This window comes from Ruegeria sp. BF8 (assembly GCF_056538625.1).
Genome location: NZ_JBQFTL010000003.1, coordinates 519,126 through 532,811 on the forward strand (window position 1 = coordinate 519,126; position 13,686 = coordinate 532,811).

The 13,686-nt window shown below is 62.6% G+C and carries 10 protein-coding genes; 3 read left to right on the forward strand and 7 right to left on the reverse strand.

Going from position 1 to position 13,686, the window contains the following annotated elements:
* Positions 1-30 precede the first annotated feature (30 nt).
* Together mnmC2 and ACR0LD_RS13190 are read left to right on the forward strand one after the other, a co-directional pair.
* Positions 31-696: a tRNA (5-methylaminomethyl-2-thiouridine)(34)-methyltransferase MnmC2 gene (gene mnmC2, locus ACR0LD_RS13185; protein WP_480637354.1), complete on the forward strand. Its 666-nt coding sequence runs from the start codon at positions 31-33 to the stop codon at positions 694-696.
* Entirely contained in the window at positions 693-1,562 is an 870-nt protein-coding gene (locus ACR0LD_RS13190; protein WP_093964295.1) for a DMT family transporter, read from the forward strand. The genes mnmC2 and ACR0LD_RS13190 overlap by 4 nt, the downstream gene beginning before the upstream one ends.
* Here ACR0LD_RS13190 and ACR0LD_RS13195 read toward each other — a convergent pair.
* Positions 1,536-3,509 carry a lytic transglycosylase domain-containing protein gene (locus ACR0LD_RS13195; protein ID WP_170434017.1) on the reverse strand — a complete coding sequence of 658 codons (1,974 nt, stop codon included), beginning with the start codon at positions 3,507-3,509 and terminating at the stop codon, positions 1,536-1,538. The genes ACR0LD_RS13190 and ACR0LD_RS13195 overlap by 27 nt on opposite strands.
* A gap of 133 nt (positions 3,510-3,642) precedes the next feature.
* Here ACR0LD_RS13195 and dapA point away from each other — a divergent pair, with 133 nt between their 5' ends.
* The gene (gene dapA / locus ACR0LD_RS13200) at positions 3,643-4,515 is read left to right on the forward strand and encodes a 4-hydroxy-tetrahydrodipicolinate synthase (protein ID WP_170525766.1); all 873 of its coding nucleotides are present in this window, start codon (positions 3,643-3,645) and stop codon (positions 4,513-4,515) included.
* Positions 4,516-4,589: 74 nt separating this feature from the next.
* On the opposite strand, the gene ACR0LD_RS13205 is transcribed toward dapA, so the two are convergent.
* From ACR0LD_RS13205 to pdxR, 6 genes are all read right to left on the reverse strand, one after another.
* Positions 4,590-5,462, reverse strand: a complete 873-nt coding sequence (locus ACR0LD_RS13205; protein WP_480637357.1) for a dimethyl sulfoxide reductase anchor subunit family protein — start codon at positions 5,460-5,462, stop codon at positions 4,590-4,592.
* 1 nt (position 5,463) lies between these two features.
* Complete coding sequence (locus ACR0LD_RS13210; protein ID WP_480637359.1) at positions 5,464-6,213, reverse strand: 4Fe-4S dicluster domain-containing protein; 750 nt, start codon at positions 6,211-6,213, stop codon at positions 5,464-5,466.
* Between the two features lie 112 nt (positions 6,214-6,325).
* Positions 6,326-9,145 (reverse strand): molybdopterin oxidoreductase family protein, encoded by a 2,820-nt coding sequence (locus ACR0LD_RS13215; RefSeq protein WP_480637361.1) that lies wholly within the window; start codon positions 9,143-9,145, stop codon positions 6,326-6,328.
* Between the two features lie 90 nt (positions 9,146-9,235).
* On the reverse strand, positions 9,236-10,243 hold the full coding sequence (gene pta / locus ACR0LD_RS13220; protein WP_480637363.1) for a phosphate acetyltransferase: 1,008 nt from the start codon (positions 10,241-10,243) through the stop codon (positions 9,236-9,238).
* Positions 10,244-10,264: 21 nt separating this feature from the next.
* Entirely contained in the window at positions 10,265-12,040 is a 1,776-nt protein-coding gene (gene xsc, locus ACR0LD_RS13225; RefSeq protein WP_093964302.1) for a sulfoacetaldehyde acetyltransferase, read from the reverse strand.
* 125 nt (positions 12,041-12,165) lie between these two features.
* Positions 12,166-13,626, reverse strand: coding sequence for a MocR-like pyridoxine biosynthesis transcription factor PdxR (gene pdxR, locus ACR0LD_RS13230; protein ID WP_480637365.1), 1,461 nt, complete (start codon positions 13,624-13,626; stop codon positions 12,166-12,168).
* Between the last annotated feature and the right edge of the window lie 60 nt (positions 13,627-13,686).

Here is a 13,686-nt window from a genome sequence, read left to right on the forward strand (position 1 = left end):
TGTCGCGCCGCTTAGCTACAGGAATTCCCGATGGCAGACCAGCGCGCCAAATTGTCGTGGAGGGATGAGACAGTCCCTGTTTCTGATCGTTTCGACGACCCCTATTTCAGCCTTCAGAACGGGCTGGAGGAGACCCGTCATGTCTTTTTGCAGGGCAACGATCTGCCCGCGCGCTTTGCCCCTGGTTTTCACATCGCCGAGTTGGGGTTCGGAACCGGACTGAACATGCTGACCGCTTGGTCGGAATGGGAGAAGTCCGGGCAATCGGGTCCGCTGACGTTTACCAGTTTCGAAGCCTTTCCGATGGCCCCTGCCGATATGAAACGCGCGCTTGCGGCCTTTCCCGAGCTGGCGCCCTGGGCCGACCGGTTCCTTGACCGATGGCAGGGTGGCGGCTGTGATTTGGACACGCTGCGTCTGACCGTGATCGAAGGTGATGCCCGCCATACCCTGCCTGTTTGGGACGGGCTCGCCGATGCCTGGTTCCTGGATGGGTTCTCGCCCGCCAAGAACCCTGAGCTGTGGCAGCCGGAACTGATGCGGCAAGTGGCGGTCCATACAGCGCCCGAAGGGACGGCTGCCACCTACACCGCAGCCGGGTTCGTGCGGCGTGGGTTGCAGGATGCCGGGTTTTCAGTATCCCGCGCGCCGGGATACGGCCGCAAACGGCACATGACGCGGGCGACCAAGGCATGACCCAGACAAACAACGTGCGGGCGGGTATTGCCCTGATGATCGCGGCCACGATCGTGTTTGCGCTGCAGGACGGCATCTCGCGCCATCTGGCAGGCACGTACAACACCTACATGGTGGTCATGCTGCGATACTGGTTCTTTGCGGCTTTCGTGATTGCCTTGGCGGCGCGTGCACCCGGTGGTCTGGCGGCCGCCGCCCGGACGCGGCAACCGGGCCTGCAGATCCTGCGCGGCCTGCTGCTTGCCGGCGAGATCTGCGTCGCCGTCTACGGCTTTACCATTCTCGGCCTGATCGAGAGCCAGGCGGTGTTCATCTGTTATCCGCTTCTGGTCGCCGCGCTCAGCGGCCCTGTGCTGGGCGAGAAGGTCGGCTGGCGGCGCTGGTCGGCCATCGGGGTCGGATGCGTTGGCGTGCTGATCATTCTGCAGCCCGGCATGGGCGTTTTCAATCCGTGGGCAGTGATCCCCTTGATCTCGGCGCTGATGTTTGCGTTCTACGGTCTGCTGACCCGCTATGCTGCACGTCAGGACAGCACCGCAACCAGCTTCTTCTGGACCGGGATCGTCGGGGCATTGGTCATGACCTGCATCGGCCTGTGGTTCTGGGAGCCGATGGTGCCGCGGGATTGGTTCTGGATGGGGCTGCTGTGCATTACCGGCGTTCTGGGGCATTGGCTGCTGATCAAGTGCTACGAGATGGCAGAGGCCAGCGCGGTACAGCCCTTTGCCTATTTCCACCTGATGTGGAGCGCAATTCTGGGCATCACGATCTTTGACGAGACCCTCCGCCCCGCGGTGGTCGCGGGGGCGGGGCTGGTGGTGGCGGCGGGTCTGTTTACCCTATGGCGCGAACGCCGACAGGGTTGATCCGACCAGCTCCTGCGAGAAGGGGATCGGCAGCGCGGGTTTGCCCAGCCTTGCGCGGTAGACAGGCAGGCTCTCGGTCACCCGCATCACATAGTTGCGGGTCTCGTTGAAGGGGATCGTCTCGATCCAGTCGACGATATCCACCGCGCCGGTTCGCGGGTCGCCGTAGCGGTCCATCCATGAGTTCGGGCGATTGGGGCCGGCATTGTAACCTGCGGCCATCATCACGACGTTGCCGTTGAATTCGGCAGCCAGCCCGGCCAGATAGTTTGCCCCCAGTTTGGCGTTGTATCGCCAATCCGAGGTCAAACGTCCCGTCTGATGACCGCTGAGAATGCCCAGTTCCTGCGCGACCAGCTTGGCGGTCGCAGGCATCACCTGCATTAGGCCGCGCGCGCCGGCACCGCTGATCACGACCGGGTCGAATTCGCTTTCGCGGCGTGCGATGGCCAGGGTCATTTCCTTGGCCATGGGCAATCCGATATCCGCAACGGGATGGACCGGGTAATACGCCGCGGGCAATACGACTCCATTCGTCGCGGCCCGTTTGGCGATCATCACCGCCAGATGCGGCTCCTTCAACTCGACCGCCAGATCACCCAGCTGGCCGGCCTGCACCGGATCCAGGCTTTCGACCAGGTGCGTCAGGAACCGTTCGCCCAATTCCGGCTCGCCAGCTCGTATCAGCAGCAGCCCCGCCTCAAGCACACTGGACTTGGCGAACTCGGCCTGTTTCCAATGGGGCGCCCGGCGCGGGTTGGCCAGGTCGCTGTCAAATGGCCGTCCGATCTGTTCTGCAGCCAACAGGCCATAGAACGAGGTCTGGTAGTCGGCGCCGATTGCATAAGCCTCGTAGGCTTTCTCGGCGTTTCCGGTTGCGGCGTAGGCCCGGCCCAACCAATACCCGCCCCGACCCATCGAGATCGGAGACTTCACAGCCCCCAGGAAGTTCTGGAAATGCCGAACGGCTGTGGCCGGGTCGTTCAGCTTGCGCAAAGCCAGGAAACCCGACAGCCACTCGAGGTCGGCATATCCATACCCCATCTCGGGTGTCATGTGGTGATTGGCGGCGATGGCATAGGCCCGGTTCGCATCACCCTGACGCATTTCCAGCCGAGCCAGCCTGCGTCGCCCTTCGGCCCACTTGTCGGGTTCCCCCAGTGCCTGCGGGCTGGTCGAGCGCGCCAGCATCAGATCAATGGCGCTGTCGTCCAGCTCTTTGCGGTCCCGCCATACGAACCGGTCAAAGGCCAGCCCCGGATCATCGGCAAGCGCCTTCGGAACGGCGGCAACCTTGCCATCCACGCCGGGTTGGCGCTTTTGCAGGGCGATCCGCGCTTCGGCCAGTTTGCGGTAGTCTTCGCTGACCAGCGGCAGCATCTGGGCCGAGCTGATCAGATGACCATCCCACAGCATTCGGTCCAGACGAGCCTCGTGATGCGGTTTCAGCAGTGACCCGAAGTTCTGAACGTAGTCCTGCTGCAAGCCCGAGCCCATCGGCATCGTCCGCCAGGCAGTGACGATATCCGCCTCGGCCTCACCGGTGCGGCCTTTGGCCTTCAGTGCCACGGCATAGTTCAGAGCTCCTTCGGCAGTCTGTGGGGGGGTGTCCTTGTAGAACTTCAGCACCCGGTCCGGGTCCGCGCCGGTAAAGGACGGCTCGCTTTTGCGGCGCAGCCAGGCAAGGCCCGGCCAATCGGGCCGCCGGTCCAGAAAGACCAGAACATCGCCCGAGCTGCCGAACCCTTGGCGCAGCCAGTGCCACACGATGATGTCGCGCGCGACCGAGCCGCGGGTGCCGGCCACGCGCAAGGCGGCGTTCCAGTCGCCTTTGCGCATTTCGGACATTGCGGCCCGAAGATCGGAGACCGCATCGGCCCGCACGGCCTGAGTTTGAAGCGTCAAAGCTAGAATCATCGTCGCGATCAGCGACAGAATCCGTGTCATCCCTTGCATTTCCCGACCAACCGAGGATACAGCCATTCAGGATAAACCTTGCGCCGCCGGGATCAACTCAAGAAACCTAAATTCGTGTCGGCCCGCGACGCACATCACACGATTGAACCTCAAGGAGCGTTCCATGTTCAAAGGCTCGATGCCAGCTCTCGTCACCCCGTTCCGCAACGGCGAGTTGGACCTGGATACGCTCAAACAATTGGTGGAATGGCAGATTGCCGAAGGGTCGACCGGTCTGGTGCCCGTCGGCACGACCGGCGAAAGCCCGACGCTGAGCCACGAGGAACACGAAACCGTAGTGGCCGAGGTGGTCAAGGCCGCCGCGGGGCGCGTGCCGGTCATCGCCGGGGCCGGGTCGAACAATACGGTCGAAGCCATCCGGTTCGTGCGATTCGCACAGAAAGTGGGTGCGGATGCGGCATTGGTCGTCACGCCCTACTACAACAAGCCGACTCAGAAAGGCCTGTTGTCCCATTTTCGGGCGCTGCATGACTGTGCGGATATTCCGATCATCATCTACAACATCCCGGGCCGCTCGGTCATCGACATGAACCCGGACACCATGGGTGCGCTGGCGCAACTGCCTCGGATCATCGGTGTCAAGGACGCCACGGGCGATCTTGCCCGCGTCAGCCAGCAGCGCGCTTCCTGCGGCAAAGACTTCTGCCAGCTTTCTGGTGAGGACGCGACGGCCCTGGGTTTCAACGCTCATGGTGGCGTTGGCTGTATCTCGGTCACCGCGAACGTGGCCCCCAAGCTGTGCGCCGAGTTCCAGCAGGCGACCCTGTCGGGCGACTATGCGACGGCGCTGGAGTATCAGGATCGGTTGATGCCGCTGCACGAGGCCATATTCATCGAACCGGGCCTGGTGGGTGCGAAATACGCGCTCAGCAAACTGGGACGCTGCACCGAAGAAGTGCGGTCGCCGCTGACGACGCTGGAAGACAGCACAAAAGCCGCGATTGATGCCGCGATGGAGCATGCGGGCCTGATCTGATCAGTCGTGTTCCGAAAGAAATCGGGCGGTGTCCGGGAGAACCGGCACCGCCCTTTGCTTGTCTGCAGAGCGACTTAGTGCTTGCCGTAGTACAGCCCGACCACATGTTCGGCCTGGGCAAAGAAAAGCCAGCGCGAAGTGGCGATACCCGCCATATGAGACAGCACCGCCAGCGCTCCGACCAGGTGGTTGAACGGTAGGATCAACAGACCGACGGGAACCACGAAGGCCAAGGCAAAGGAAATGGCTCGCAGCTTGTCTGCGTGTTTGCGTCCGACAACGTGAACGAATTCGCGCAGCAGATAGTTGGTTCCTGTATGCGGCGGTTCAAACGCGCGGACAGAACCCCGGTCGCCAAGACCAGTTGCCGTACCAAGGTTGGTTCCCGAGTTGGCCAAGGCCTGATCGCCCGAACGCCAGTACAGAATTTGAACCAGCGCGGCGATCAACAGCAGCGGGATCGCAAATGCGGTCTGCCCCGCCAAAAGCGCGCCGCCGGCCACGCTGAAGCTCAGAAACATCACAGGCGTCAGTGTCAGGTTCCACCGCGGGATCGTCTTGAGTTGCGTGTAGATCATCGAGGTCGTGAATACGGTCGCCAATGAGAGCAGCGAACCGATCAGACCCAGACCGGACCAGCGCTGGTCCAGAAAGATCGCGCCGATCGCATAGAGCCCCATGACCAACAGGGCCAGAACTGCGCACCAGCCCTCGCGGCTGAGCCAGCTTGTCTTCCATTGGGTGAACGCCTTGAGCGCGCGCTCGGGGTGGCCGAGGTGAAAGGTCGAGGCCATGAGCCCACCCACGGACAGCGCATAGGCGATGGCGAAGAACACGAAGGCCACCCAGCCCGAGACATTCGGAAAGCCGAGGCCCAGGAAAAACAGCAAGCCGAAGCCCAGCCCCGACAGAGTGGTGAACAGGATGACGGAAGGTGCGGGATGCATGTCAGAGCTTCTCCAATGCCTTGTCCAGCCAGCCAAGGAAGCCCTTCGGCTCGTCAGCGACCGGCGCCACCAGGGGCGCCAGGATGTCGATCTGCTCTTCGACCGTATCCTTGGGGCGGGGTGGCAGGTATTTGTTGACCGGTTTGGTGCCCATTTCGGGCATCAGATCCATTCCGCCGCGCTCGGCCACCAGTTGGCTGACCGCGCTGTCGGGGTCGCCCAAGTCACCGAAATGGCGGGCCCCCGCGGGGCAGGTCCGCACGCAGGCGGGAACGCGGTCTTCCTCGGGCAGGTTGTCGTTGTAGATGCGGTCAACGCAAAGGGTGCATTTCTTCATGACACCCTCTGCGGCGTCCAGTTCGCGCGCGCCATAGGGGCAGGCCCAGGCACACAGGCCGCAGCCGATGCAGTCGCTTTCGTTGACCAGCACGATCCCGTCCTCGACCCGCTTGTAACTGGCGCCGGTGGGGCAGACGGTGACGCAGGGCGCATCCTCGCAATGCAGGCAGGATTTCGGGAAATGGATCAGCTGGGCGGCACCTTCGGCCGGCTGCACCTCGTAAGAGTGCACCCGGTTCAGGAATGTGCCCGAGGGGTCCGCGCCATAGGCGTCCTGATCGGACAGGGGGGCGCCGTAGTTCTCGGTGTTCCAGCCCTTGCAGGAGATCACGCAGGCATGACAGCCGACGCAAGTATCCAGGTCAATGACCAGGCCCATTTTTCGCTCGGTGGATTGGGGAAGTTGGGTCATGGCGTCTGCTCTTTGTCGAGGGCCGGGGCCGAAAGGGGGGCAGCCCCCTCTTGAGCCGCTCGGCTCAATCTATCCCGGGGATATTTTGGGCCAAATGGAGTGTGGCGCTGGGTCATTTGCCAACCTTCCATGCAAGATCCTTGGGGCCGGTGCCGACCGGAGATTTGATTGACGGGAATTCCGGCTGGCTTTGGGCGTCTGCCGGTGCTTCGGCTTTTTCGATCTTGACCTTGAGGTCAAACCACGCGGCCTGTCCTGTGATCGGGTCGGAATTGGCCCAGCGCAGACCGTCGCCCTTGGGCGGCAGCAATTCGTGGATCAGGTGGTTGAGCAGGAATCCTTTGGTTGCCTCGGGCGCGTCGGGCTGCAACGCCCATGCCCCTTTGCGTTTGCCGATGGCGTTCCATGTCCAGACGGTGTTGTCGTTCAACGCCGCCATTTCCATCACCGGCACAGTGATTTCTCCGTGCGGAGAACTGACTTTGGCCCAGTCCCCGTCCTTCAGTCCGTGTTCGCACATCAGCTTGGTGGGAACATACAGCGGGTTGCGCCCGTGCAGTTGCCGCAACCAGGCATTCTGGTTGCCCCAGCTGTGATACATCGCCATGGGGCGCTGGGTCAGGGCGTTTACGGTGAAGCCTTCGTTTCCGGTCTGGTCGGTCTCGTACCAGATCGGAAGCGGGTCCATGGTTTCCGTGATGCGGCCGCGCAGGTGGTCGGGGGGCTGGCGGTCACCATGGCCTTCGGCGGCCAGCTGGAACTTGCGCATCGGTTCGGAATAGAGCTGGAACAGGTAGGGTTGCGGGCTGTCATACAGGCCCATTCCCACTGCCCAGTCCTGATAGGCGGCGTTCCAGGGTTTGTAGAACAGGGCCTCGTCCGGGATGTGTTCCAGGTAGAAGCCGCCATTCTCGATATAGCGGTCCAGTTGGTTCGGGTTCACGTCGCCTCGACCCACCTGCGAGCCATCTGCGCCGCGGAATCCAGCCAGTGGGCCGATGCCTGGCTTGCGCTGATGGTTGACCATGTAGTCGGCATAGTCCGTGTATTTGGCCGAGCCGTCCTCATCGGTGAAACCCGGCAGACCCAGCTTGTTGGCCAGCTGGATCAGCACCGTCTGAAATCCGCGCACGTCGCGATCGGGTTCGATCACCGGCCAGCGGATCGCATCTGCGGCACCGTCGGCCTCGCAGATCGGGCGGTCGAGGAGCGAGATGCAGTCATGCCGCTCCAGATAGGTGGTGTCGGGCAGGATCAGGTCGGCATAGGCCACCATTTCCGAGGAATAGGCATCGGAGTAGATGATCCGCGGAATCACGTAGTCTCCATTGTCATCCTTGTCCGTCAGCATCTCGATCACGCCCTTAGTGTTCATGGTCGAGTTCCAGGACATGTTGGCCATGTACATGAACAGCGTGTCGATCTTGTAGGGATCGCCCGCGTGAGCGTTCGAGATCACCATGTGCATCAGCCCGTGGCTGGACATCGGGTTTTCCCAGGTAAAGGCCTTGTCGATGCGCGCCGGGCTGCCATCGGCCTTCAGGGCCAGATCTTCGGGGCCGCGCACGAAACCCAGATGCGGGCCGTCCAGGGGCGAGTTTGGCGTGACCTTGCAATGGGGGGTCGGGTGTGCTTCGACCGGCTTCGGATAGGGCGGCTTGAAGCGGAACCCACCCGGAACTTCGACCGTGCCAAGCAGGATCTGCAGCACGTGCAGCGCGCGGCAGGTCTGGAATCCGTTGGCATGGGCCGAAACGCCGCGCATCGCGTGCATGGCCACCGGCCGGCCGATCATCTTGCTGTGCTTTTCGCCCCGGAAGTCAGTCCATTCCTGGTCCAGCTCGAAGGCCTCGTCAAAGGCGACGCGCGCCAGTTCACCGGCGATGGCGCGGATCCGGCTGGCGGGTATGCCGCATTCTTCGGCCACCGCTTCGGGGGCGTATTCGTCGCTGAGGTATTTTTCCGCCATCAGGTGAAAGACCGGCCGGTGGGTGATGCCGTCCATTTCATAGGTGGCGGTCAGGTCCGGCCGGACGCCCGGTTTGTCGAAGGCCGTCGGTTGCCCCGTGACCCGGTCAATCACCAACGGCTTGCCGTCCGCGTCCCGCAGAAACAGGCCCTTTTCAGGACCTTCGGCGGCATTCATCAGGACAGGGGCGTTGGTATAGCGGCTCAGGTAATCCAGGTCGATCCTGCCGGCTTTCATCAACACATGGATCAGCGACAGGATGAACAGCCCGTCGGTCCCGGGCGTGATGCCGACCCAGTCATCGGCCACTGCGTTGTAGCCGGTGCGGATCGGGTTCACCCCGATCACGCGGGCACCGCGCGCCTTGATCTTGCCGATACCCATCTTGATCGGGTTGCTGTCATGGTCTTCTGCCACGCCGAACAGCATGAACAGCTTGGTGCGGTCCCAATCGGGCTGGCCGAATTCCCAGAACGCGCCGCCCATCGTGTAGATTCCGCCGGCCGCCATGTTGACCGAGCAGAAACCGCCATGGGCCGCATAGTTGCAGGTGCCGAAATTCTGGGCCCAGAAGCTGGTGAAGGATTGCGACTGGTCGCGGCCGGTGAAAAAGGCGAGCTTCTCGGGGTTGTCCTCGCGCAACGGTTTGAGCCAGCCGACGGCGATGTCCAACGCTTCGTCCCAGCTTATTTCCTCGAACTCACCTGACCCGCGCGGACCCACCCGTTTGAGCGGAGCGCGCAGGCGTGACGGGGCGTTGACCTGCATGATGCCCGCGCTGCCTTTGGCGCACAGAACCCCCTTGTTCACCGGGTGGTCACGGTTGCCCTCGATGTAAGCGACCTTGCCATCCTTCATGTGGACGTTGATCCCGCATCGGCAGGCACACATGTAGCAGGTTGTCTTGCGAACCTCGTCCGAGACCTTGGGAGACGTGTCGAGGATTGGCTGCTGATGGGTCATTTGCGGATCCAGTCGTTTGCGTCGGGACGAACTTGTCACTTTCAGCCCGGATTTAGAATACTGTTCTGACGATGGCGCCAGATTTGATGGTCATGTTCCCAATGCCTGCAGCACGGTCACGGCGATCATCTGTTCGACATCCTCGGCGCTGCAGCCGCGGGACAGATCATTCGCCGGTCGGGCCAGACCCTGCAGCACCGGACCGATCGCCATGTATCCACCGATCCTCTGGGTGATCTTGTAGCTGATGTTTCCCGCGTCCAAATTGGGAAAGATCATGACGTTGGCCTTTCCGGCCACTGTCGATCCAGGAGCCTTTTTCTGGCCGACGGGGGGGTGAAAAGCCGCGTCGAATTGCAGCTCGCCGTCGACATGCAGCTCGGGATGCTGTTCGCGCAAAAGACGTGTTGCCTCGGTGACCTTGTCGACACCGGGATGTCTTGCGCTGCCTTTGGTCGAAAAGCTCAGCATCGCCAGCGACGGCTGTTCCCGCAGGATGGCCCGGGCCGACTGGGCCGAGGCGGCTGCGATATGGGCCAGCTCCGATGCGGTCGGATCAATCACGAGCCCGCAATCGGAAAACAGCATCGCGCGCGCATCAGGTCCGCCCGGGTCCGGCGGGTACATCAGGAAAAACGAGGACACCAATCCGGCATCCGGGGCCAGGCCGATCACCTGAATCGCCGTTCGAACTACATCACCGGTCGTGTGGACAGCGCCACCGACCGTTCCCGTGGCGCGCCCTGTCCGGACCAGCATGGCCGCGTAGACCAAGGGCGTTTCGGCGGCGGACCGGGCCGACACCGCATCCACGCCCTTGTGCCGGCGCAGATCGTGGTAGATGGCCGCGAACTCCTCGGTCAGCGGCGACTCGGTCGGGTCATGGATGGAAAGGCCATCGCCCGGTGCGGCGCCCTGCGCCAGCAACTCGGCTTCGATTTCTGCCCGCGGACCGACAAGGATGATGTCGGACAGCCCTGCGGACCGGGCGGCAAGCGCCCCCGCAACGATGCGGGGATCACTGCCTTCGCTCAGAGCAACGACTGGCCGGATTGCCGGAGCTTGCTGACGCAACAACTCGATGGGTGTCAGGGTCATCCGCTCCAGCTCCGTTCCCGCTCAGACCTGCTGCGGCACCATGTCGTCGGCGGAAATGCCGGCCACGGCCACAGGCTTTTTCATCGCGTCGCGGCGGAACGGTTCACCCAGTTCCTGGTTGATCAGGGCTTCGATCAGGGTGGTGATGCCATTCTTCTGGTCTTCGATGGCCTGATTCAGGGCGGCGGTCAGCTCGTCCATGGTGCGGGCGACGACACCCTTCAGGCCGCAGGCTTGGGCGATGCCGGCATAGGACACTTTGGTGTCCAGTTCGGTGCCCACGAAGTTGTCGTCGAACCACAGGGTCGAGTTGCGCTTTTCCGCGCCCCACTGGTAGTTGCGGAACACGATCTGCGTCACGGCAGGCCATTCCTCGCGGCCGATGGCGGTCAGCTCGTTCACCGCGATGCCGAAGGCGCCGTCACCGGCAAAGCCAACTACGGGCACGTCCGGGCAGCCGATCTTGGCGCCGACGATGGCGGGCAGGCCATATCCGCACGGTCCGAACAGGCCGGGGGCCAGATACTTGCGACCTTCCTCAAAGGACGGGTAGGCGTTGCCGATGGCGCAGTTGTTGCCGATGTCCGAGCTGATGATGGCTTCTTTCGGCAGCGCGGCCTGAATGGCGCGCCATGCCATGCGGGGGCTCATCCAGTCGGGTTTGGCCGCGCGCGCGCGCTCGTTCCAGCTGGTACCGGGATCGTCGTCCTCGTGGTCCATGCTGCTGAGCTGCTGGGCCCAACGCGACTTCTTCTCGGCAATCTTGGCCTTGCGCTCGGCGCGGCCTTCGTCTCCGGCCGTGTCGCTCAGCTGCGCCAGGATGCCATTTGCCACCTTGGCCGCGTCGCCGACGATACCGACCGAGACCTTCTTGGTCAGGCCGATCCGGTCGGGGTTGATGTCGACCTGGATGATCTTGGCGTCGGCCGGCCAGTATTCCATGCCATAGCCCGGCAGGGTCGAGAACGGGTTCAGGCGCGTGCCGAGGCACAGGACCACGTCGGCTTCCTTGATCAACTCCATCGCTGCCTTGGACCCGTTGTAGCCCAGCGGGCCGGCAAACAGCGGATGGCTGCCGGGGAAGGCATCGTTGTGTTGGTAGCCGACGCAAACCGGCGCATCCAGACGCTCGGCCAGGGCCTTCGAGGCCTCGATGCCGCCTTTGGCCAGCACCACGCCCGCTCCGTTCAGGATCACGGGGTTCTTGGCGTTCGACAGCAGTTCGGCGGCCTTTGCGACAGCGGTTTCACCGCCTGCGGGACGCTCGAAATCGACGACCGCGGGAAGTTCGACGTCAATGACCTGGGTCCACATGTCACGCGGGATGTTGATCTGGGCCGGGGCGCTGGCGCGCTTGGCCTTCATGATCACGCGGTTCAGAACCTCGGTAACGCGGGATGGATCGCGGACCTCTTCCTGATACGCGACCATGTCTTCGAACAGCTTCATCTGTTCGACTTCCTGAAAGCCGCCCTGTCCGATGGTCTTGTTCGCGGCCTGCGGGGTGACCAGCAGCAGCGGTGTGTGGTTCCAGTAGGCGGTTTTGACGGCAGTGACGAAGTTGGTGATGCCGGGGCCGTTCTGTGCGATCATCATGGACATCTTGCCGGTGGCGCGGGTGTAACCGTCGGCCATCATGCCGGCGCTGCCTTCATGAGCGCAGTCCCAGAACATGATCCCGGCCTTGGGGAACAGGTCCGAGATCGGCATCATGGCCGAGCCGATGATCCCGAACGCGTGTTCGATGCCGTGCATCTGCAGAACCTTAACAAAGGCCTCTTCTGTCGTCATTTTCATTTGGACGCTCTCCAAGCAATGGTGGAAACGGTCAGGCGATACGCCTTGGCTTGCCATTGGTTTTGGCGCAACGGGGGCATCTGGGTTAGGGCCAGACACGGCGCCGGAGTAGGTCCAGTGTGGCCTCAGCAGGCCCGGATTGCGGCCGCAACCCGCTCGATTCCCGCAGGTATCCGGTCAGCCGAGATCGAGGAATACCCCAGGCGGTAGTAGTTCCTGGGCCGATCCGGCCCCGAGAAGAACGCAGCACCGGGCTCGATATGAACACTCTGATTCTGCAGCGTTTTCGCCAGTTCGGCGGTGTCGACGTGGTCCGGTGCCTTCATCCACATCGACGATCCACCAAAGACGCCGCGTCCGGCCACGGTCAACCCGTTCGCCTCGATCGCGTCCTCGATCGTCTTGCGCCGCTGCATCAGAGCCTTGGACATACGCCGTATCTGGGCGTCATAGTGCCCGAGCGACAGGAAATAGGCCGCCGTTCGCTGGATATGGCCGGGTGGGTGTCGGAAAACGAGTGACCGCAGCGCACGAGCCTCGCGGATGAACGGTTCGGATCCGACCATGTACCCCAGCCGCAACCCCGGGAACAACGACTTGGAAAAGCTGCCCACGTAGACCACACGCCCGTCCTTGTCCAAAGACTTGAGCGCCGGGGACGGGGCACCCAGAAAGGCCATCTCGAACTCATAGTCATCTTCGACGATCATCGCGTCCAGTTCGCGGGCGCGTTTCAACAGGTCGTGACGCCGGGCGACGGGCATTGTCGCAGTTGTCGGACATTGGTGGCTGGGCGTGGTGTAGATCACGTCGGTCCCGTCCGGGATGGACTCGGGCGGCAACCCATCCTTGTCCACCCGCAATGGTGTCATCGAGGCATCCGAGCAGCGCATAAGTTCGTGCAGAGCGTAGTAGCTGGGATCCTCGATCGCAGCCATTCGCCCATGGCCCAGAAGAATGCGCGAGGTCAGCCAAAGGGCGTTCTGAGCGCCCAGCGTGATCAGGATTTCCTCGGGCCGAGCGGCGATACCGCGGCGGGGCAAGGTGTGGCGGGCAATGAACTCGATCAGCAACGGATCGTCCTGATCCACGTAGTCGCCGGTCAGCGAGTCGAAATCCTTGTGGCCAAGGGCCCGAACGGCGCAGAGGCGCCAGTTCGCATGATCAAACAGGGTGCGGTCGGCCTGGCCGTAGATGAACGGATAGCTGTATTCCCGCCAATCCGGAGGCTTGGCCAGAAAATCACCGTCAGAAAAGCGGCGGGCCAGTGCCGTGTCCCAGTTGACGGTTTCTTCGCTGCGCTGAACCGGTGTATATTTCGGAGGCACCGGTGCGTTCTGCGACACGTAGTACCCGGACCGGCCTTTGGCCGTCAGATAGTCATTTGCCAGCAGCTCGGTATAGGCCAGCGTCACGGTGATGCGGCTGACACCCAGATGCGCGGCCAGTTTGCGCGACGACGGCAATTTCTCACCGACATGAAAGCGGCCTGACAGGATGCCCTCGGCAATCATCTGCTGGATCTGCGCCTGCAGAGTGCCCTGACCGCCCGGTTTCAAAAAGAAGGTATCGACCGAAATTCCCATGCCTCGTTATATGTTGGACTTAAATGCAGGGCAATCTGGACTTATTCAGGGTCACCGGAA

Bases quoted from the DNA above. Each gene is read 5' to 3' on its own strand.
- ACR0LD_RS13190 (WP_093964295.1), top strand. From the start codon at position 693: ATGACCCAGACAAACAACGTGCGGGCGGGTATTGCCCTGATGATCGCG.
- mnmC2 (WP_480637354.1), top strand. From the start codon at position 31: ATGGCAGACCAGCGCGCCAAATTGTCGTGGAGGGATGAGACAGTCCCT.
- dapA (WP_170525766.1), top strand. From the start codon at position 3,643: ATGTTCAAAGGCTCGATGCCAGCTCTCGTCACCCCGTTCCGCAACGGC.
- ACR0LD_RS13205 (WP_480637357.1), bottom strand. From the start codon at position 5,462: ATGCATCCCGCACCTTCCGTCATCCTGTTCACCACTCTGTCGGGGCTG.
- ACR0LD_RS13215 (WP_480637361.1), bottom strand. From the start codon at position 9,145: ATGACCCATCAGCAGCCAATCCTCGACACGTCTCCCAAGGTCTCGGAC.
- pdxR (WP_480637365.1), bottom strand. From the start codon at position 13,626: ATGGGAATTTCGGTCGATACCTTCTTTTTGAAACCGGGCGGTCAGGGC.
- xsc (WP_093964302.1), bottom strand. From the start codon at position 12,040: ATGAAAATGACGACAGAAGAGGCCTTTGTTAAGGTTCTGCAGATGCAC.
- pta (WP_480637363.1), bottom strand. From the start codon at position 10,243: ATGACCCTGACACCCATCGAGTTGTTGCGTCAGCAAGCTCCGGCAATC.
- ACR0LD_RS13195 (WP_170434017.1), bottom strand. From the start codon at position 3,509: ATGACACGGATTCTGTCGCTGATCGCGACGATGATTCTAGCTTTGACG.
- ACR0LD_RS13210 (WP_480637359.1), bottom strand. From the start codon at position 6,213: ATGACCCAACTTCCCCAATCCACCGAGCGAAAAATGGGCCTGGTCATT.